The sequence below is a fragment of the Streptosporangium fragile genome, assembly GCF_039534445.1.
Classification (GTDB): domain Bacteria; phylum Actinomycetota; class Actinomycetes; order Streptosporangiales; family Streptosporangiaceae; genus Streptosporangium; species Streptosporangium fragile.
Window position 1 is genome coordinate 47,872 of sequence record NZ_BAAAVI010000036.1, and the last position, 19,658, is coordinate 67,529.

16 protein-coding genes are annotated in these 19,658 nt (G+C 71.4%); 8 read left to right on the forward strand and 8 right to left on the reverse strand.

Features of this window, described 5'->3' with window-relative positions; translation table 11 throughout:
* Positions 1 to 137: 137 nt before the first annotated feature.
* Positions 138 to 563 (reverse strand): hypothetical protein, encoded by a 426-nt coding sequence (locus ABD841_RS23325; protein WP_344975594.1) that lies wholly within the window; start codon positions 561 to 563, stop codon positions 138 to 140.
* 663 nt (positions 564 to 1,226) lie between these two features.
* Positions 1,227 to 1,664 carry a hypothetical protein gene (locus tag ABD841_RS23330; RefSeq protein WP_344975597.1) on the reverse strand — a complete coding sequence of 146 codons (438 nt, stop codon included), beginning with the start codon at positions 1,662 to 1,664 and terminating at the stop codon, positions 1,227 to 1,229.
* Positions 1,665 to 2,187: 523 nt separating this feature from the next.
* Here ABD841_RS23330 and ABD841_RS23335 point away from each other — a divergent pair.
* Together ABD841_RS23335 and ABD841_RS23340 are read left to right on the forward strand one after the other, a co-directional pair.
* Complete coding sequence (locus tag ABD841_RS23335) at positions 2,188 to 2,808, forward strand: copper resistance CopC family protein (RefSeq protein ID WP_344975599.1); 621 nt, start codon at positions 2,188 to 2,190, stop codon at positions 2,806 to 2,808.
* On the forward strand, positions 2,805 to 3,836 hold the full coding sequence (locus tag ABD841_RS23340; protein ID WP_344975602.1) for a copper resistance D family protein: 1,032 nt from the start codon (positions 2,805 to 2,807) through the stop codon (positions 3,834 to 3,836). Before ABD841_RS23335 ends, ABD841_RS23340 begins: the two co-directional genes overlap by 4 nt.
* Here ABD841_RS23340 and ABD841_RS23345 read toward each other — a convergent pair.
* Positions 3,794 to 4,954: a hypothetical protein gene (locus tag ABD841_RS23345; protein ID WP_344975605.1), complete on the reverse strand. Its 1,161-nt coding sequence runs from the start codon at positions 4,952 to 4,954 to the stop codon at positions 3,794 to 3,796. The genes ABD841_RS23340 and ABD841_RS23345 overlap by 43 nt on opposite strands.
* A gap of 154 nt (positions 4,955 to 5,108) precedes the next feature.
* Between ABD841_RS23345 and ABD841_RS23350 the strand changes: the two genes are divergently transcribed.
* Positions 5,109 to 7,775 carry a CocE/NonD family hydrolase gene (locus tag ABD841_RS23350; RefSeq protein ID WP_344975608.1) on the forward strand — a complete coding sequence of 889 codons (2,667 nt, stop codon included), beginning with the start codon at positions 5,109 to 5,111 and terminating at the stop codon, positions 7,773 to 7,775.
* Entirely contained in the window at positions 7,772 to 8,749 is a 978-nt protein-coding gene (locus ABD841_RS23355) for an ABC transporter permease (protein ID WP_344975611.1), read from the forward strand. Before ABD841_RS23350 ends, ABD841_RS23355 begins: the two co-directional genes overlap by 4 nt.
* Positions 8,750 to 8,944: 195 nt before the next feature.
* On the opposite strand, the gene ABD841_RS23360 is transcribed toward ABD841_RS23355, so the two are convergent.
* Complete coding sequence (locus tag ABD841_RS23360; RefSeq protein WP_344975614.1) at positions 8,945 to 9,109, reverse strand: hypothetical protein; 165 nt, start codon at positions 9,107 to 9,109, stop codon at positions 8,945 to 8,947.
* A gap of 160 nt (positions 9,110 to 9,269) precedes the next feature.
* Between ABD841_RS23360 and ABD841_RS23365 the strand changes: the two genes are divergently transcribed.
* On the forward strand, positions 9,270 to 11,384 hold the full coding sequence (locus ABD841_RS23365) for an ATP-binding protein (RefSeq protein ID WP_344975615.1): 2,115 nt from the start codon (positions 9,270 to 9,272) through the stop codon (positions 11,382 to 11,384).
* A gap of 162 nt (positions 11,385 to 11,546) precedes the next feature.
* Here the strand turns inward: ABD841_RS23365 and ABD841_RS23370 are convergent, their stop codons facing one another.
* Both ABD841_RS23370 and ABD841_RS23375 read right to left on the reverse strand, forming a co-directional pair.
* Entirely contained in the window at positions 11,547 to 12,479 is a 933-nt protein-coding gene (locus tag ABD841_RS23370) for a 4-epi-cubebol synthase (protein ID WP_344975618.1), read from the reverse strand.
* 145 nt (positions 12,480 to 12,624) lie between these two features.
* Entirely contained in the window at positions 12,625 to 13,017 is a 393-nt protein-coding gene (locus ABD841_RS23375) for an ankyrin repeat domain-containing protein (RefSeq protein WP_344975621.1), read from the reverse strand.
* Positions 13,018 to 13,118: 101 nt separating this feature from the next.
* On the opposite strand from ABD841_RS23375, the gene ABD841_RS23380 reads away from it, so the two are divergent.
* Positions 13,119 to 14,027, forward strand: coding sequence for a proteasome assembly chaperone family protein (locus ABD841_RS23380; RefSeq protein ID WP_344975624.1), 909 nt, complete (start codon positions 13,119 to 13,121; stop codon positions 14,025 to 14,027).
* Positions 14,020 to 15,057 carry a Gfo/Idh/MocA family oxidoreductase gene (locus tag ABD841_RS23385; protein WP_344975627.1) on the forward strand — a complete coding sequence of 346 codons (1,038 nt, stop codon included), beginning with the start codon at positions 14,020 to 14,022 and terminating at the stop codon, positions 15,055 to 15,057. The genes ABD841_RS23380 and ABD841_RS23385 overlap by 8 nt, the downstream gene beginning before the upstream one ends.
* Before the next feature lie 97 nt (positions 15,058 to 15,154).
* Here the strand turns inward: ABD841_RS23385 and ABD841_RS23390 are convergent, their stop codons facing one another.
* The gene (locus ABD841_RS23390) at positions 15,155 to 15,952 is read right to left on the reverse strand and encodes a tyrosine-protein phosphatase (RefSeq protein WP_344975631.1); all 798 of its coding nucleotides are present in this window, start codon (positions 15,950 to 15,952) and stop codon (positions 15,155 to 15,157) included.
* Positions 15,953 to 16,113: 161 nt separating this feature from the next.
* Between ABD841_RS23390 and ABD841_RS23395 the strand changes: the two genes are divergently transcribed.
* On the forward strand, positions 16,114 to 16,989 hold the full coding sequence (locus tag ABD841_RS23395; RefSeq protein ID WP_344975634.1) for a hypothetical protein: 876 nt from the start codon (positions 16,114 to 16,116) through the stop codon (positions 16,987 to 16,989).
* Between the two features lie 81 nt (positions 16,990 to 17,070).
* Here ABD841_RS23395 and ABD841_RS23400 read toward each other — a convergent pair whose 3' ends face one another.
* Positions 17,071 to 19,611, reverse strand: coding sequence for a tetratricopeptide repeat protein (locus ABD841_RS23400; RefSeq protein ID WP_344975637.1), 2,541 nt, complete (start codon positions 19,609 to 19,611; stop codon positions 17,071 to 17,073).
* Positions 19,612 to 19,658 lie beyond the last annotated feature (47 nt).

The window sequence follows — 19,658 nt, forward strand, 5'->3', positions numbered from 1 at the left end:
TCCGGCTCCCGGCGACCGCATGGCCTACCCGCCCCGTCCGATCTCGGCGGATTCGCCGGCGAGGGTGATCACCGGCGGATCGCCTCGGATGTGCCGGGCTTCGAGAATCGCTGCAGACCTATGCGGGAAGGTTCACATCAGACATGGGTGACCAGGAGGACCACGCCCGCCTCCCCGCCACAGTCGACGAAAACGGGGCCGACGCCGTTGCCGACCTTGGCGGAGAGGGTGGCCTTCGCCTTGAAGGCCTTCGGGTTGTCGTCGATGATGCGGATGTTCTCCAGGAACTGCGTGCCGTTGATCCCGCCGATCACGGCCTTGAGCCCCTTCCCTCCGCCGCAGTGACCGGTGATCGTCAGCTCTTCGCCCCGCTTGGCGGTGGGGTTCGGGCTGACCTGAACGACCGCCCTGGCGCCCTTGGGCGGCTTCGGCGCAGCCGCCACGGCCTCGGCCTTGCCGGTCGCACCGGCCCTCTCACCGGCGAAGGCGCTGCCGGCGTTCAGAGCGAGCACCCCGGCCGTCAGGCTCACTCCCAGGATCGCAGCCGTCACTTTCCTGTTCATGGTTTTCCTCTCGAAGGTTCTTCCAGTCCAGGCCGGGCCGCTCCACCGGCAGCCCGAGCCCGCGTGTCGGTCGACACGGCCAGAACTATACATTCGGTTTATACATCGAGTGAGTAGTTGGGCCGGCCCACCCGGCCTCGCACAGGCGCCGCGGCAACCCGGCGACGCCACCCGCCCCCCAAGGCGCGACCCTCAGGGCGCGACTCTCGGGGCGCCGGCCGATCCGGCGGACAGCAGATCACGCGGCCGTTCATCAGGGCGCGAACTGTCGGCCGGCGAAGTCGCCCGCCGCGGCACGGCACGGCACGGCAGGAAGGTGACACCGTATTTCCGGAGCACATTTCGGAACTGCGTCTCCGGATGGCGCTTCCGGACCGCACTCCCGGATGGAACGCCATGCTTCCGGACGACTCGACGCGCTTTTCACATGGCCCGGGTCGGCCGACCGGTGACTCGACACACTCTCGGCGGCCTGACACGCTTCAGGCGAATCAACCCCGAACAGCAAGAAACCCCGCACCGGGCGACCGTGCCGCGGTACGGGGTTCCTGCGTTCTTCCTCTGTGCGGAGCGGGTTCCGGTGATGATCAGCCCCTGAACCCGTCTCCCCTGTTCACCGTCCCGCCGACTGCTGAAGCGACGGGAGTTCCCGGAAGCGGAAGCCTAGTTGTTGTTGTTATTGTTGTTGTTGTTGTTCCCGCCGCCGTTGTTGTTATTGTTGTTGTTGTTGTTCCCGCCGCCGTTGTTGTTGTTATTGTTGTTGTTGTTGTTCCCGCCGCCGTTGTTGTTGTTGTTATTGTTGTTGTTGTTCCCGCCGCCGTTGTTGTTGTTGTTATTGTTGTTGTTGTTCCCGCCGCCATTGTTGTTGTTATTGTTGTTGTTGTTCCCGCCACCGTTGTTATTGTTGTTGTTGTTATTGTTGTTGGCCTTGCGGCATCCACGCTTGTGGCACATGACGGACATCGAGGACGCGTCAGCGGTCAGGACCGTGGCGCCGGTGGTGCTGACACTGGCGCCGGCGGGCTGAGCCAGCATCGCCGCGGGTGCGAAGGTGGAGGCGACGATGGCGGCGGCGGCGAGGGTGCTCTTGAGAGTGATCATTAGAGGTAGCTCCATATCGTGGTCTGTTCCGTGGTGCTTGAGACCTTTGTAGGCGAACCCCCTTGCAAGCCCCCTTCGTCCCAGTAACAGCCGCTTTCAGACCACATGACCGATATGCCGGAATCGCCGTGCCGGTCGATGAAAGTCGGGGCTCCGACAGCACCCCGGATGACCTGCGAAAAGTTTCTTGACAGCGCTTGACGGCGCTTGACGGGGGTGCCGACCGGCGTCAGAGAGCCTTCAGCGCCCCCTCCCGACAGCGCCGGCACCCGCGAAAGGCCGGGAGGGAAGCGCGACGGCGCCTTCACCACCCGTACGGCGGTCTCCCTCGGCCTCGCCCACGACCACCGCTTCGTCAACGGCCGCGAGTCGGCGGAGTCCCGGCCGCGCCCGGGAACTCTCCGGAAAGGCCAGGGAACGGCGGGTGACCCGCCGGCAAAGGACCGCGGGCGCGATTCCGGAGCACGGGAGGGTGGTGGGACCATGTCAGGGTCATGAGGAACCCAACGGAAGGCCACGATCGGTGAGGCGGCTACTCACGGTCCTGCTGCTGGCGTGCGCGGCGCTGCTCGGCGCGGTCGCACCGGCGCAGGCTCACAACGTGCTGATCGGCAGCGACCCCAAGGACGGCGCCGAGCTGGCCACCGGACCGCAGAGGATCACCCTCACCTTCGACCAGCCCGTCCGGCAGGGCTTCACGCAGATCAGCGTGACCGGCCCGGACGGCACACGGTGGGAGGACGGGAAGACGACCGTCGACAAGGCGGAGGTCAGCGTCGGCGTCAAACCCCTCGGCCCCGCCGGGAAGTACGTCGTGGGGTACCGGATCCTCTCCTCCGACGGCCACCCGGTCTCCAACAAGATCACCTTCACCCTGACCGCCCCGGGGCCCGCCGCCGCGGGGCAGACGTCCGCCACTCCCGCCCCGACGGCGTCCGCCGCCCCGGCACCGGCCGCCTCCGCCGCCGCGCCGCAACAGCCCGACCTGGGCGCCCAGGCCGCCGAGGCCGCGCAGAACGGCGGGGCCGGGATGGCCGTGCTGTGGATCGCGGGCTCCATCGTCCTGCTGGGCGGGGCCACCGTCGTGGCGATGCGCCGCACGAGGGAGCAGGGCCGTACGGAAGGGCAGGGGAGCACGGGATGACCGTCACCGTCGAGCGGGCTCCCGAGGCCGGCACCGCCAGGAAACTGGTGGCCGGCGGATTCGTGTCGGGAGCAGTGCTGGCCGTGCTGGCCGCGACGGCCTTCGCCGCCCAGGAGGCGGTGCCGGGGATCACGGTCCCCGGGCCGCTGGTGGAGTACGGCCTGCCGGTGCTGCGGGTGCTGCTGGACCTGGCGACGGTGGCGGTGGTGGGGCTGAGCCTGCTGCCGAAGCTGCTCGGGTTCGACGACCCGGAACGGACCGAGCCGGTGATGCGCCGGGCGCGGCCGATGGCCGTGACGTTCGCCTGGGCGTGGGCCGTGCTGGCGCTGGTCGTGATCGTGTTCCAGACCGCGGAGCTGAATCCCGGCGCGATCCCGACCCCGGGCATGATCGCCGAATACGTCAACGAGGTCGGCGCGGGCCAGGGGATGCTCTTCACCGCCGCCTGCGCGCTGTCCTACGCGGGGATCGGGCTGCTGGCCGTGCGGTTCGGCGAGAAGGTCCCGGCCGAGCTGCGGATCGTGATCGCCTTCTTCGGGCTGCTGCCGATCCCGGTGACCGGCCACGCGGTCAACTCGGTCTGGCACGACCCCATCATGATCTCGATGGAGCTGCACGTGATGGGATCGGCGGCGTGGACCGGCGGCCTGCTCATGATCATGCTGCTGGTCGTCCCCGACCGGGAGTTGCTGGCCCGGGTGCTGCCGCAGTTCTCCCGGCTGGCGACCCTGGCGCTGATCCTGGTGAGCGTCTCGGGCCTGGTGAACGGCCTGGCGACGATGGCGCTGACGCCGGGCGTGGAGCTGCCCGGAGCGCTTCTGAGCAGCGAGTACGGCGTGTTCGTGGTCGCCAAGACGGTGTGCGTGGCGCTGCTGATCCCGTTCGCCGCCCACATCCGCTTCCGCCTGCTGCCGCTCATCGCGGAGCGGCGGGCGACGGCGGTCGCGGCGTGGGCGGCGGCGGAGATCACCGTGATGGGGCTGGCCTACGGGGTGGCGGTGGCGCTGACCACGGCGTCGCTGTCCTGAAACCGGAGGCGGTAGCGGCCGAGCGACCACTCGGCCGCCAGCCACAGGGCGGCGATCCCGGCCCACCCGACCAGCATGGTCGTGGGGGGCACCAGCGGCGGTGACATGAACATCGCGTTCTGGAAACGGAGCGCCTGGTCGAGCAGGAGGGTGGCGCCGAGCGAGCCGACGAGCGCCCTGACCACCGGGTTCCTGAGGAGGAACGCCAGGTCGACGGCGAGCGCCCCGGCGAGCAGGAAGACCGGCACCGCGGAACGCGGGAAGTCGGCGACCGCGAGGAGCGGCCAGATCAGCGTGCGGTAGGCGACGTAGACGCCGATCACGACGGTGGCGGAGAACATCCGGCCGATCATCGCGCGGGCGCAGACGGCGACCAGCATGGCGGCCATCGCGGCGTAGAGCGGGTAGAGCTGGTCGGGCACGGGCAGCGCGAAGTGCAGCGCCACGGCTCTGTCGGTCACCGGCAGGCCGATCTGGTCGGCCGCGAACTGGATCAGGATCGGCTCGGCCTCCGGGTTCCCGCGGTCCCAGGCGGCGATGCCGTAGACGCCGTACTCCTGGTGCTGGGCCGGGAACCAGACGTTCTCGAAGAGGAAGACGAAGAGCCCGCCGAGGACCAGCGTGCGCATCCGCCCGGGAGGGGCGCCCAGGAACCAGCCGCGGATCACCCCGCAGATCATGAAGAGCGTGCCGATGTAGAGCAGCATGTGGGAGGGGCTCCACGAGGTGATGTCGAGCCCGTTGACCCGGTGGTTGATCAGGTCCAGCGGCACGGCGACCAGGAAGACGCCCGTGCCCCACGTGATGAGGCGCTGCGCCGCCTTGTCGACCCCGTAGCCGGTGTAGACGTGAACGATGGTGAGCGCGAGGACGATGGCCGTGCCGACGCTGTTGAGCAGGTGCGGCGGGGCGAGGTCGTCACGGAGCCACTTGAAGTGCCAGGAGACGTCCCAGGACGCCCCGAGCACCTTGAAGGAGAAGGCCACCAGCCAGCCCAGGTAGAGAACTCTGAACAGATCTTCGGGGGTCTCCCGGCCGGCCTTGCCCCGCGTCCAATACGGCAGAGCCCACTCGATCGCGGAAGTGGCTCTTCTTCGGAGGCTCGCTACTGGATTCACGCATCGAAATGATGCCTGCCCTTTACCTTGGTCCGCAATCGGGGACATCCCTGATGAACGGAAGGGCCCACCCCCTCCGGCCTGGGTGATCATCTCCGTGCCGACCTGAGAGCCGTCTCAGGAGTGTCCCGGCTTCGCTCAGTAAGCTCTCGGCATGAAACGTGCGGGGAGGCGGACCACCTGGGTCGCGGTGGTGGCCGTGCTGGTGGTCGGCGTCGCGGCCTGGCTGGTCTGGCCGTCGGCGCCGGAGATACGGGTCCAGGACCAGATGATCACGGTGGTCGACGGGCCGAAGGACGACCAGCGGGTCACGCTGGATGCGAGCTTCTTCCCACCCGCCGGAGGCGGCAGGGCACCGGCGGTGCTGCTCGCACACGGCTTCGGCGGCAGCAAGCAGAGCGTCCGGGCCGAGGCCGTGCGGCTGGCCCAGGCGGGGTACGCCGTGCTGACCTGGTCGGCGCGGGGCTTCGGCCGCTCCACCGGGCAGATCGCGCTGAACTCGCCCGACTACGAGGTCAAGGACGTCCGCCAGCTGATCGACTGGGTGGCCGGGCGTCCCGAGGTCCGGCTCGACGCGGCCGGCGACCCGCGGGTGGGCATGGCGGGCGGTTCCTACGGCGGGGCCATCTCGCTGATGTCCGCCGCCCACGACCCGCGGATCGACGCGATCGTCCCGCAGATCACCTGGCACGACCTGGCCGACGCGCTGTTCCCCAACGCCACCGGGCAGGGGCCGGAGAGCGGGGTGTTCAAGCGCATGTGGGCCGGGCTGTTCTTCAGCCGGGGCGGCCCCACGCCGGACGCGGCCGCGCTCGCCGGGCTGGGCGCGCAGAACGGTCAGGACAGGCAGGACGGGGAGGACGGGGAGCGCCAGGCGCGGCAGCCGGCCAGGCCGCTGACCGCCGAGGAGATCCGCTGCGGCCGGTTCCTGCCGGAGATCTGCGACATGTACCAGCAGGTCGCCGAGAGCGGCCGGGCGACCGCGAGCGCGGTGGAGACGCTGCGCAGGTCCAGCCCGATCTCGGTGCCCGGAAAGATCAAGGTCCCGACGCTGCTGCTCCAGGGCCAGCGCGACTCGCTGTTCCCGCTGAGCCACGCGGACGCCAACGCGCGGGCCGTCGCCGCCACCGGCGCCCCGGTCGAGGTCGCCTGGTTCGACGGCGGCCACGACGGCGGCAACGGGGAGGTCGACTGGCTGTACGGGAAGACCCTCGGCTGGTTCGACCGCTACCTGAAGGAAGACAGCGGCGCGGCTCGGGCGGGCGGCGCCTTCACCGTCACCCGCGACGGCGGACGCGACCCCGGCACCCGCCGCCCGGTGCAGCTGCACGCCACCGCCGCCGCCTACGCGGGACTGTCGGGCAGTGCCCAGACCTCCGTGCCGCTCAGCGGGCCCGACCAGCAGGTGGCCAACCCGCCCGGCGGCTCCCCCGCCTCGATCTCCGCGGTGCCCGGCTTCGGCGGGATCGGCGGCGGCAGCGGCCTGAACCTCTCGGTCGACATGGCCGGTCAGAGCGCCGCCTTCGACTCCGCTCCGCTGACGGCCCCGCTTCAGATCACCGGGAGCTCCACGGTGAAGGTGCGGGTGAGCGTGAACACGGCGGCCGACGGCGCGACGGGCGAGGACACCTCCACCGAGAACGCGCCCGGTGGGGACGCCTCCGGCGCCGCGAGCGAGGTGACGCTGTTCGCCAAGCTGTACGACGTCGCCGGTGGCACCCAGGCGCCGATCCTCCCCGAAGGGCTCGTCGCCCCCGTCAGGATCACCGTCCCCGAGGGCGGCTCCGGCGAGGCCATGGTGACCCTGCCCGCCATCGACCACCGCTTCGACGTCGGCCATCGGCTGCGGGTCGCGTTCACCACCACCGACCTCGGTTACAGCACCCCCGCCGCCCCGGCCGTCTACACGGTCGGCCTGGCCTCGCCCGCCGTGACCGTCCCCACCTACGCCACCCTGCGCACCCCCTCCACCGGCCCCGCGTGGTGGATCTGGGCGCTACCGCTGGCCTCGATCGCCGTGGCGGTCGCGCTCGGGCTGGCCGGGCGGCGCCGCCCCGCCGGCGAGCACGACCCGGCGCTGGAGTCGGTGCCGCTGCGGATCGACGGGCTGACCAAGGCGTACCGCAACGGCGAACTGGCGGTGGACGGCCTGTCGTTCACCGTCGAGCACGGCCAGGTGCTGGGGCTGCTCGGTCCCAACGGGGCGGGCAAGACCACCACCCTGCGCATGCTGATGGGCCTGATCCACCCCGACGGAGGCGAGATCAGGATCTTCGGTCACCGGGTCGTGCCCGGCGCCCCGGTGCTGTCCAGGCTCGGCTCGTTCGTCGAGGGCCCGGGATTCCTGCCGCATCTCAACGGCCGCGACAACCTGGAGCTGTACTGGAAGGCCACCGGCCGGCCGGCCGAGGACGCCCACTTCGACGAGGCCCTGGAGATCGCCGGTCTCGGCGGTGCCCTGGACCGTGCCGTCCGCACCTACTCGCAGGGCATGCGCCAGCGCCTGGCCATCGCCCAGGCGATGCTCGGCCTGCCCGATCTGCTGGTCCTCGACGAGCCCACCAACGGTCTCGACCCGCCGCAGATCCGTGAGATGCGCGAGGTCCTGATCCGCTACGCCGCGCGGGGCCGGACCGTCATCGTCTCCAGCCACCTGCTCGCGGAGGTGGAGCAGACCTGCAGCCACGTGGTGGTCATGCGGCGCGGGCGCCTGGTCACGGCCGGCACGGTCAGCGAGCTGCTGGCGGGCCGCACCTCCGCGGACGGCTCGGGCACCCGGCTGGAGGACGTCTTCCTGGACCTGATCGGAGACAAAGCATGAGCGACGCCAACGGTTCCCGTACGGCCGCACTCCCCGGCGGCGTGGCGGGCGGCTCGCCGAACGGGTCCGGCCCCGCCGCGGGGACCGGTCCGTCGGCGGGCGGCCCCGGCTCGGGTACCCCCGGCGGGAACGGGGCGGCACGCGGGTACGCGCCGGGTCGGACGCTCCCGCTCGGCGTGGAGATCGTCCGCCAGTTCAAGCGGCGTCGCACCCTGGTGATGTTCGGCCTGCTGCTCGCGCTGCCGTGGGTCCTGGTGATCGCGTTCAAGCTCGGCGCGGGCTCGAACCAGCCCGCCACCAGCCTGCGCATCTCCGACCTCGCGACCGAGGGCGCGCTGAACTTCGCGGCGTTCGCGCTGTCGGTTTCGGCGAGTTTCCTGCTGGTCGTCGCGGTGGCGCTGTTCTGCGGCGACACCGTGGCCAGCGAGGCGAGCTGGTCGTCGCTGCGCTACCTGCTGGCCGCGCCGGTCCCGCGTGACCGGCTGCTCCGGCAGAAGCTCGTCGTCGCGATGGGCTACTCGGCGGCGGCGGTGATCTGCCTGCCGCTGATGGCGCTGGTGGCCGGGACCCTCGCCTTCGGCTGGAACGACGTCCGCGTCCCGGGGACCGGTGAGATCATCCCCGCGCTCGACGTGCTGCCCCGGTTCGCCGTCGTGATCGGTTACGCGCTGGTCAGCCAGTTCGTGGTCGCCGCGCTGGCCTTCCTGCTCTCCGTCAGCACCGACTCCCCGCTCGGCGCGGTCGGCGGCGCGGTCGGCCTGGTGATCGTCAGCAACATCCTCCAGGCGGTCGAGGCGCTCGGCTCGCTGCGGGAGTTCCTCCCCACGTTCTGGAACACCGCCTGGCTGGACGCGCTCGCGCCGCAGCCCCAGTACGACGGCATGCTCAAGGGCGTGGCCGTCTCGGTCACCTACTCGGCGATCCTGATCGCCTTCGCCTTCCGCCGCTTCCGCCGCAAGGACGTGGTCTCCTAGCGAGCCGGCCCGCATTCGGACGGGGAACCGAGGAGCGGGGCGATGGCGCCGGGCGTCCGGAGGTGAGCCGCCCGGCGGTGCGTCCCGGAACGTGCGGGCCCGCGCCCGGCCCGGGGCGCGGCGGACGGCGCCGGACATGACGGTGGCGTCACGAGCCGGCGCCCGGCCCCGGACCGGGTGCGGACCTGCGAAAACTCACCAGTGGGGCGGGCGCTCCTCCAGCAGGCGGGCGTCGTCGTCGGTCTCGCGCCAGTCTCCCCAGCCGAGGTCGGTGTCGTCGGCGGTCTGGTCGGGCAGGATCGGCGGGCCGTCGTCCGTGAGGTCGACGGGGCGCAGGTCGTCGGGCTCATGAACTGTCACGGGACCATGCTAGCCACCGGTGCGTCGCGTCATTTCCTCCTCGGCGGAAAGCCTGCCCCCGGGGTGGGAAGACCGTCCCCGCGCATCGTGAGGTCGGGGACAGCCGGAGACTCAGGCGATACGATGCGGAGGCAGGTGTCAGCTACCCCCGTGAGGCGCCATGACAACGCCAGCAGGATGGCGGCGAGACGGCAATCTCCCCAACGAGCTCACCAGCTTCGTCGGACGCACCCGGTTGCTCACGACACTTCGGCAGCGGCTGCAGGAGCACCGCCTGGTCACGGTGACCGGCATCGGGGGCGTCGGCAAGTCGCGCACCGCCCTGCGGATCGCGCATCTGATGCGCGGTGAGTTCAAGGACGGCGTCTGGTTCGCCGACCTGGCCCGCCTGCAGGATTCGGGGATGGTCCGCCACACGATCACCTCGGCGCTCGGGATCGCCGACCAGTCCCCCCGCTCGGCGGACGAGACGCTGGTCGAGTGGCTGGGCGACCGCGAGATCCTGCTGATCATCGACACGTGCGAGCACCTGGTCGACGCCTGCGCCGTCCTCTTCGAAGACCTGCTGGGCAAGGCCGGGGGTCTGACGATCCTGGCGACCAGCCGCCAGTCGCTCAACGCCCGGGGCGAGCACACGGTCACCATCCCGCCGCTGACCGTCCCGGGCGACTCCCCGGGGGAGGACGTCTTCACCAACGAGGCGGTGCAGCTCTTCGTCGCGCGGGCGAGCGCCGTGGTGCCCAACTTCATGCTGGACGAGCACAACGTCGGCCCGGTCTCCGAGCTGTGCCGCCGCCTCGACGGCATCCCGCTGGCCATCGAGCTGGCCGCGGTCCGGATGCGCGCGCTCTCGGTGGAGCAGATCCTCGGCCTGCTGGCCGACCGGTTCAGCCTGCTCGCCGGTGCCAGCCGCACGGCCCTGCCCCGGCACCAGACGCTGCGGGCCGCGATCGGCTGGAGCCACGAGCTGTGCGAGCCGGCCGAGCGGCTGCTCTGGGCCAGGCTCTCGGTCTTCGCCGGAGACTTCGAGCTCGACGCCGCCCGCTACGTCTGCTCCGGTGACAACCTGCCCAGCGCCGACGTCATGGATCTGGTCTCCAGCCTCGTGGAGAAGTCCATCCTGCTGAGCGACGGCACGCCCTCCGGGCACCGCTACCGGCTGATCGACACCCTGCGGCAGTACGGCGAGGAGTGGCTGAGCAAGCTGGGCGAGACCGAGCGGGTCCGGGAGAAGCACCGCGACTACTACCTGCAGCTGGCCAAGCGGAGCGAGGACGCCTGGTCGGGCGCCCGCCAGGTCTACTGGTACGTCCGCATGCGCCACGAGCACGACAACATCCGCGTCGCCCTCGACTACTGCCTGCGCACCCCCGGTGAGGTGCAGGCGGGGCTGAGGCTGCTGTCGTCCCTGTGGTTCATGTGGGTGGCCTACGGTCTGGCCCGCGAGGGCAGGCTCTACCTGGAGAAGACGCTGGAGCTGGCGTCCCAGCCCAGCCCCGAGCGGTGCAAGGCGCTGTGGGTGCTCTCCTACATCCACAGCGCGCAGGGAGACATCAACGGGGCCATCGAGGCGGCCGAGAAGTGCAGCTCGGACGCGGTCAGGGTGGGCGACTCCGGGGCGGTCATCCTCGCCACCAAGATGCTCGGCACGGCCGCGTTCCTCCAGAACGACCTGCAGAAGGCCAGCGCGCTGCTGGGCGTGGCGATCGAGTTCCACAAGAGCGGGCGGGAGCTCAACCCGGGCCTGCTGCCCTCGATCGTCGAGCTGTCCATGGTCCTGCTCATCCAGAACGACCCGGCCGAGGCCGAGGTGCTGCTGCGCGACTGCATCGCGGTCTGCACCCAGCGCGGCGAGCTGTGGCTGCGCTCGTACGCGATGTACGCGCTCGCCAGCGTCCACCAGGCGATGGGCCGCACCGCCGAGGCCATGTCGAACGCCCGTGAGTCGCTCCGGATCAAGCGTTACTTCCACGACGTGCTCGGCATCGGCCTGGCGATCGAGGTGGTCGCCAAGCAGGCGCTGGAGGCGGGGCAGCCGGTGCTCGCGGCCCGGCTGATGGGCGGCGGCCAGGCCAACTGGCGGACCTTCGGCATGCCGCAGATGAACTCGCCGTTCTTCAACACCGAGCACGACCGGTGCATCAAGGAGTGCCGGCGCGTCCTGGGCGACGAGGCCCACGAGAAGGCCTTCGCGCAGGGCAGGAAGCTCAACCTGGACGAGCTGATCGAGTTGGCGCTGGGGGATCACGAGGACGACCCGGCCGTCCGGTGGTGAACCTCGCGGGACGCGACCGCGGTCACGCCGTGCCGGTCGTGACGCTCCGGAGCCTCCGGGGGTGCTCTTCACCCGGCGTCCCCGGCTCGTCGCCGGGCGACGACGGGACACGCGGCGAGAGGCGGCGAGTTCGGCCCGCCGCCTTCGCGTCCCGGAGAGTCCTCACGCGTGGCGGCCCGCGCCTCCGGGGTGAACGCCGGAGCGCCGGCCGACGTCCCAGTAGCGGGAGCTGGTCAGCGAGTAGTCGACGCTCCCGCTGATCCAGAACTCCAGGCCGCGCAGGTAGGCGGCCACCGCCTCGGAGCCGAGCGCCTCCAGGGCCGGACGGATCTCGACCATGTCGCCGATCGCCCGGTTGCGCATCTCACCGATCCTGTCCATGGCCTCCTGCCGGGAGTGACCGCGGTGCCGGACCAGCACGCTCACCAGGTTGTTGCGGGAGTTGCCCTCCCCGCTCTCCTTGGCGTACGAGATCAGGTCGTTGTCCCAGACGACGACGTCGTTGGCGCTCTCGGTGACCGCCCGCACCGCGGGGTGGCGCCACTCGGCGGGCGTGAGGGGCAGCCCGGTGGCGACGTCGATGAGGGCGAAGACGGTGAGCATGGCGCCGGTGCGCCGCCGCATGAAGATGTAGTCGTCCAGCGGCGGCACCACCTCGTCGTCGCGGTTGGCCGCCTCCCACACCTGGGCGAAGAGGTAGTCCTTGGTGACGGCGCGCCAGCGGTCGAGCTGGTCGCCGTCGCCGTACGCGGCGATCCTGCCCTTGATGTCCAGCAGCGACATGGCGAAGACGTCGTCCACCTTCTGCCCGAACTCCAGGTCGTCGAGGGCCGCGATGAGCTGGGGCAGCGCCCGGGCGATCTCGGCGGCGCGCCGGTCGGACTCGCAGAAGGCGTCGTCGAAGGCGAACAGCCACACGCACCAGTCGGTCACCAGGCGGAGCGTGTGGTACTCGGCATAGGGATACGTCCTGGCTCCCAGCCAGCCGTACTTCGCCTTGCGGTAGCGCTCGACCGTCTCGGCGTCCTGTGGGATCCCCGACTGGATCAGCCAGTCCAGTGTCTCCGTGTCGACCCTTTCGACGTGGGGATTCACCTCACTCGGGAACGGACAGGACAGCGGAGGGATGCGCAGCGGTAGCCCCGGCCTACGGGTAGTAGTAGTTCCCACTCCCCAAGAATGACCCACAGGGAAGGGTTTTCCTATAGTTGGGTAAAGACCTTAATGTGCGATTTCCGGCTTAATGCCCGAACAATTTCAGGTATTCGTCCTGACCGAACATCCGGGCCGTCTCGGTCGCCGAGGGATTCCCCTGGTCGGGGTCGGCACCGGCCGAGAGGAGCGCCCGGACGACCTCGGGCTCCTTCTTGAAGACCGCGCCCGCCAGCGGCGTCTGACCGCGGTCGTTGGCCCGGCCGGGGTCGGCGCCCAGCGCGGCCAGCATCCGGACCGTCTCGGCATGGCCGTGGTAGGCGGCGAGCATCAGCAGCGTGTCGCCCCTGTCGTTGCTGAGGTTCACCGGTACCCCGGCCTCGACGTAGGCGCGGAGCTGCTCCGTCTCTCCGGACCTGGCCAGGTCGAACAGGCGGGTTGCGAACTCCTCGAGCTCAGGGTCAGGCTGCATGTGACCCATTCTGCCCCGGTAGGGTGCCTGTGATCGCCGAGGGTAGGCGGAATTCAGCGAACACCCCACGGGTTGAGCTGAAGAGACGACCGACGAAAGGCTGGAACACGGTGTTCGACCCGACGGATCTCTACCGGCTCAGCGGAGACGTCCCTGAGCTGACCGATCCGGTGCTGCTCTACCACTTCGACGGGTTCGTGGACGCGGGCGGGGCCGGGCGGCTCGCCATCGCCCACCTGCTCGACGAGCTGGAGCACCGGGTCGTCGCGACCTTCGACGTGGACCGCTTGCTCGACTACCGGTCCCGGCGCCCCATCATGACCTTCGACACCGACCGCTGGGTGGCCGTGGAGAGCCCCCGGCTCGACCTGCGTCTCGTCCACGACACCATGGGCACCCCGTTCCTGGTGCTGAGCGGCCCCGAGCCGGACCGCGAGTGGGAGCTGTTCGCCGCGGCCGTCGGCACGCTGGTCACCCGGCTCGGCGTCGGCAAGCTGGTGACCACGCACGGCATCCCGATGGCCGTGCCGCACACCCGCCCGCTGGGCGTCACCGGGCACGCCTCCCGTCCCGAGCTCATCACCGGCCAGACCAGCGCCTTCGGCAAGGTCCAGGTGCCGGGCAGCGCGGCCTCGCTGATCGAGTTCCGGCTCGGCGCCGAGGGCCACGACGCCCTCGGCTACGCCGTGCACGTCCCCCACTACCTCGCCCAGGCCGAATACCCGGCCGCCGCGGTGACCGCGTTGGAGGCCGTCACCAAGGGCACCGGCCTGGTCTTCCCGCTCGACGGCCTGCGCGACGCCGCCGAGAAGACCGATGCCGAGATCGCCGAGCAGATCGAGGCCTCCCAGGAGCTGTCCACCGCCATCGCCGGCCTGGAGCAGCAGTACGACGCGTTCGCCGCCGGGTCCGAGCGCGAGAACCTCATGGCCGAGTCCTCGGAGATGCCCACCGGCGACGAGCTGGCCGCGCAGTTCGAGGCGTTCCTCGCCGAGCGCGACGAGCGGCGCGGTGACTGACCTGCGCGTCGGCCTGGTCGGGTACGGCGTGGCCGGGGCGTTCTTCCACGCCCCGCTGATCGCGACGACCCCCGGGCTGCGGCTGTCCGCGGTGGTCACCGGCGACCCCGGACGGGCCGCCGAGGTGAACGGAAAGTACGGCGCGCGGGCGGTCGGCCGTGCCGACGAGCTGCTCGACTCCAGCGACCTGATCGTGGTCGCCTCCCCCAACCGCACGCATGTGCCGCTGGCCGAGGCCGCGCTGAAGGCGGGCCTGCCCGTCGTGGTGGACAAGCCGCTGGCCGCGACCGCCGAGGAGGCCCGCGGCCTGGTGCGCCTGGCGCGCGAGCGCGGGCTGATGCTGACCGTCTTCCAGAACCGGCGCTGGGACGGCGACTTCCTGACCGTCCGGCGGCTGGTCTCCGCCGGGGAACTCGGCGAGGTCACCCGCCTGGAGTCGCGCTTCGAGCGCTGGCGGCCCGTGCCCAAGGGCGGCTGGCGTGAGGTGGGCGGCGCCGACGAGGTCGCCGGCCTGCTCTACGATCTCGGCAGTCACCTGGTCGACCAGGCGCTGCGCCTGCTCGGCCCGGCCGTGGACGTCTACGCGGAGTCCGACGTGCGCCGTCCCGGCGTGAACGCCGACGACGACACGTTCATCGCGCTCTCCCACGCGGGCGGGGCCCGCTCGCACCTGTGGGTCAGCGCGGTCACGCCCCGGCTCGGCCCCCGCTTCCGGGTGCTCGGCTCGCGGGCGGGTTACGTCAAGCACGGCCTGGACGTGCAGGAGGAGCAGCTCCGCGCCGGTCTGACTCCCGAATCACCCGGTTTCGGCGAGGAGCCGCCGGAGCGGTGGGGCACGCTCGGCGCCGGCGACGACCGGCGCGTCGTTCCCACGGAGCGGGGCTCCTACGCCCGTTTCTATCGCGAGGTGGCGGCCTGCCTCCTCGATGGCGCCCCGCCGCCGGTCGATCCGGAGCAGGCCGTCGAGGCCCTCGCCGTGCTGGAGGCCGCCCGGCGGTCGGTCGCCGAGCGCCGGGTCGTCACCCTGTAGTCCCCGTCGTTCTCCGCAATCCCCTGCACCCGTCGTTCTCCGCAGTCCCCTGCACCCGTCGTTCTCCGCGGGCCCGGACCGGCCCGCGGAGACGGGCTCAGTCGCGCAGGCGGGAACGGAGCGCCCGGGAGTCGGCCTCGGTCCAGCCGTGTGAGGCGAGCCAGGCCAGCGGGCCGCCGAAGCGGTCGTCGAGGACGTGCAGGAACTGCCGGATGTACTCGGGCCGCGGGCGGTGGTCGTCGGCCGGCCGGGAGTCGAGGTCGTCGCGGTAGGTGTCGCTGGCGCGCAGCCGTGCCAGGATGCCCTCCAGGCGGTCGCCGGTGGCGACGTAGTCGGCGACGATGGCCTCGCGGGTGGCTCCGGCGATCTCCAGGGCCAGGGCGCTGACGACGCCGGTGCGGTCCTTGCCCGCCGCGCAGTGGACGATGGCCGCGCCGTCGTCGCGGGCCAGGGTGCGCAGGGCCGCCAGCACCGAGTCGGGGCGGTCGCGCAGGTAACCGTAGTAGAAGCCGGTCACCCGGAGTTCTTCGAGGTCCTCCTCCACCCGCTCGGTCCAGGGCAGCACCTTGTCGCCGTCGATGGTGTCGGCTTCCACGTCCGTGTACCTGCCGCCCTCGGCGAACAACGTGAGGTGGTGGATGTTCACCTCGGGCACGGCGGTGAGCGGCCCCGGCCCTTCCAGACGCACCTCGGGCCCGGAGCGCAGGTCGACGACGTGACGGAGCTTGAGCTCACCGACGAGCAACTCGACGTCGCGTTCCGTCAGCCCCTGCAGGTTGTCGGACCGGTAGACCCGGCCGAAGCGCGTGGTCCCTCCGTCGACCGTGGCGAGCCCGCCGAGATCGCGCACATTGACGGCGCCTTCAAGATCAATCCAACGCGTGAAATCGTTCATCGCCCCCAAGCCTATACGCCGGTTTATGCACGTGCAGTTAACACGCGGGGCCGTTATCCATAACTACCGATGTCCACGCATCTAGTCCGAAAATAGGTCATACATCCCTTTTATGGGGAACAGTGGAAGGACCCGCCTGTGCCGCGTCACGAGGAGGCCGTGTGGATCCAAGGAGACGTCACCCGCACCTGCTGATCGACCCGTCGCTGCCCGACTCGGTCTCCGCCGTCTTACGCGCCAGCCCCCAGGCCCTGCGCGCGGCCCGGCTCGGCGAGATGCCCAAGCCCAGAGCCCTCGACCCGGTCAAGCTGTTCTCGATGACCGCGCTCCTGCTGTTCGTCGCGGCGCTCACCAGCGCGGGCGGGGTGATCATCGCTGTGCTGCTGGTCCTCCTGATCAGCGGGTTGCACCGGTTGGCCGCCGACCCGGACGGCAGGCGGGAGCGGCGCCGGATCCGGGTGGCCATGGAGCACAGCGACAGGTTCATCCTCCCCGAGGACCTCGACCCCGAGTGCGGCGCGCTGCTGCGCCGCGCTCAGGACGCGACCGAGGCGGTGCTCGGCTCCGCGATCAACCAGGCTCACCTGCTCGACACGATCGACAACGCGGTGACGCTCCCCCTGCAGACGTGGCAGATCGCCCGCAAGCTGGTCCGGCTCTCGGACATGAAGGCCGAGCACCGCCGGATCGTGCCGGACCGGCCGCCCCGGGAGGTGGCCGACGCCTTCACCCCGTACACCAGGGCGCTGGAGGCCGCCGAGCTCTCGCTGACCAGGCGGATCGAGGCACTGGAGGAGTACGCCAGGCAGGTGCGCAAGGCCGACGGCGTCTACCGCGCCTACGGGCAGCTGCAGACGCTGGCGGAGCGGACGCCGCAGTACGAGGCGCTGGTGGCCGAGACCGCCGAGGACGCGCTGACCGTACCGGACCTCACCCACCTGAGCGACCAGGCCCAGCAGGTCGGGAAGCTGTTCCGGCAGAGCGTCGACGAGGCCCGGAGCGCCGCCCGTCACCTGCTGACCGCCGCAGACTCCTGACCGCCGCCGGTTCTTGACCGGTCCCGCGCGGTCCGGCCCCGGTGCGCGGTTCGGCGGTTCGAGGGTGCGGCCCGTCCCCGCCTAGTCACCGAGGCCGCGCCGGATCTCCTCCGCCTGCCGGAGCGCGGCGGCCGCGGCCCGCTCGTCGCCCGCCGTCCGGTACGCCTCCCCCAGGTGTTCCAGACTCCTGGCCATCCACCAGCGGTCGCCCAGGTCCTCGAAGGCGTGCACCGCCCGCCGAAGCGACTCCTGCGCCTCACGGGCGCGGCCCAGCCGCCCGTACGCGCGCCCGGCCGACAGCTCGCTCCTGGCCACGCCCCACGCGTCGCCGAGCGCGGTCAGGATCTCCGTGGCCATGTGCACGTGGGCGAGCTCGCGAATCCCGTTCGCCGGGTTGCCGACCTCCCCGGCCGCGCGCAGGCACCTGGCCTCCTCCCAGAGCTCGCCGCGGGTCCGGAACAGCTCCGCGGCCCGGTCCAGGCTGAAGCCGGCGCGCGTGAAGACCTCCACCGCGGCGCGGGTGTGGTCCTTCTCGTGAAGCTCCCTGGCGGTCGCGCCGAGCACCTCGCCGTAGGCGCGCAGCGTCTGCGCCTCGGAGTAGCGGTTGCGGTCGCGCTTGAACACCTCAAGCGACTCCTCCAGCAGTTCCCGGGCCTCCTCGGGTCTGCCCTCGGCCAGCCGGAGCTCGGCGAGGTTCCGCTGGGTCCGCGCCGTCCACCAGCGGTCGTCCTCGGCTTTGAAGGCGGCGACGGCGTCGATCAGGTAGCTCACCCCGCGGTCGAGTTCGCCGTCGCTGGAGAGCGTCATGCCGATCGTGCGCATCGCCCGCGCCGCCCACCAGGACTCGCCGAGGTCGGTGAAGACCTCCAGCGCCCGCTCGGCGTCCGCCCTGGCGGACCGGTGACTGCCCTGCCCGCCCACGACCGCCGCGCGGTCCAGCAGCGCGATGCCCAGGGCCCGCCGGTCACCGGTGTGCTCCGCGGCCTCGCACAGGATCTCGGCGACCACCCGCCAGTCGGACCAGTACGCGCGCAACGAGTGGCACAGCGAGCAGAAGGCCCGGCCGAGCCGCCAGGCGAGTTCCCACGTCTCCAGGCCCGTGGCCTGGTTGATCAGAGCGACCAGGGTCAGCCGCTCGGTGTTCAGCCAGTCCGCCGCCGAGACCTGGGCCCGCGACGCGGCGGACGGGTTGGCCGCCCTGGTCCGGCGGCCCCAGTCCTGCGGCCAGCGGGCCACGGCGGCGGCCTCGGCGCGGCGGCGGTAGCCGGACAGGACCCGCTCGACCGCCGCCCGCCGGCGGCCGGCGTCATCGGACAGGGCCAGTTCGCGGGCGAAGATCCGCACCAGGTCGTGCAGCCGGTAGCGCATCGTCTCCGACCGGTCGGCCCCCGGGTGCTCGGCGGACTCGGCGCTCACCGACGCCCAGCTGCCCGAGTACTCGGCGAGCTGGGCGTCGATGAGCGCCTCCAGCTGGTCCACGCCCTCCGGCTCGGAGGTGGCGAGCAGTTCCCCGGCCACCCAGCCGGGCACGTCGGGCGCGCCGATCAGGCTGAGCATGCGCAGCAGGCGGCGCTGGAGACCGGTGCAGTCGTCGTAGCTCAGCTGGAGCGAGGCCCGCACGCTCTTGTCGAGCCTGCCGGCGATCTGCAGGTGGTCGAGGCGGCGGCGCTCGTCGCGCAGCCGGTCGGCCAGCGCGCGCAGGGTCCAGTTCCCGCGAGTGGCCAGGCGCCCGCCGCAGATGCCGATCGCCAGCGGCAGGTGGTCGCACATCCGGACGATCTCCCGCGCCGACTCCAGGTCGGCGGCGACCCGGTCGTCCCCGGCCAGTCGCGCCAGCAGCTCCACACCCTGCGCCTCGCTGAAGACCGACAGCTGCTTGTCGTAGGTGTTGAGCAGGAAGAGCGGCTGGCGAGAGGTGACCATGACCGCGCACCCGGGCTCGGCCGGGATGAGGTCCTTGACCTGGTCGCCGTCGCGGGCGTTGTCGAGGCAGATCAGGATGCGCCTGCCCTTGGTCCAGGTCAGCCAGAGCTCGCGCAGCTCGGCCAGGCCGCCGGGGTCGGTGGTCAGGCGCACCCCGAGCGCCCGCAGGAAGCCGGTGAGCACCTCCTCGGGCCCGACCGGCGCCTCCACCCCTCCGCGCAGGTCGGCGTAGAGGCGGCCGTCGGGGAAGCTGCCGGCGATCTCGTGCGCGAACCGGGCGATGAGCATGGACTTGCCGACCCCGCCCCTGCCGTACACCGAGACGACCAGCGGCGAGGCGCCGTTCGCGCGGTCCCGGGAGCGGCGCCGCTCGGCGAACACCGCACGCAGCTCGGCCAGCGACTCGGTGCGCCCGGTGAAGTGCGGGGAGACAGGGGGTGTCTGGTCGGGCGGGCGCCAGACGGCGCCCCCGCTCCGGGGCTGCTTCTCCTCGGCCCGCGTGCCGGTGGTCGCCCAGGTGAGCAGCCCCACCAGGAGACCGGCGGCGGCGGTCACCCCGACCTTGGCCTCGGTCGGCAGCTCCCACACGTCCAGCGAGGCGGCCAGGATGCTCGCCACCGCCGCGGCGATCCCGGCCGCGGCGGGCGCCGCCAGGGGGATGCGGCGCCTCGGTAATCGGGAGTCATGCCGATCAGGCACGTTCGACGGCCCGGCCATCCACACCTCTCGGAGAAGAGCACGGCACG

Coding starts and splice junctions, on each gene's coding strand:
- ABD841_RS23325 (WP_344975594.1), bottom strand. CDS start 563: ATGAACAGGAAAGTGACGGCTGCGATCCTGGGAGTGAGCCTGACGGCC.
- ABD841_RS23330 (WP_344975597.1), bottom strand. CDS start 1,664: ATGATCACTCTCAAGAGCACCCTCGCCGCCGCCGCCATCGTCGCCTCC.
- ABD841_RS23340 (WP_344975602.1), top strand. CDS start 2,805: ATGACCGTCACCGTCGAGCGGGCTCCCGAGGCCGGCACCGCCAGGAAA.
- ABD841_RS23350 (WP_344975608.1), top strand. CDS start 5,109: ATGAAACGTGCGGGGAGGCGGACCACCTGGGTCGCGGTGGTGGCCGTG.
- ABD841_RS23355 (WP_344975611.1), top strand. CDS start 7,772: ATGAGCGACGCCAACGGTTCCCGTACGGCCGCACTCCCCGGCGGCGTG.
- ABD841_RS23365 (WP_344975615.1), top strand. CDS start 9,270: ATGACAACGCCAGCAGGATGGCGGCGAGACGGCAATCTCCCCAACGAG.
- ABD841_RS23375 (WP_344975621.1), bottom strand. CDS start 13,017: ATGGGTCACATGCAGCCTGACCCTGAGCTCGAGGAGTTCGCAACCCGC.
- ABD841_RS23390 (WP_344975631.1), bottom strand. CDS start 15,952: ATGAACGATTTCACGCGTTGGATTGATCTTGAAGGCGCCGTCAATGTG.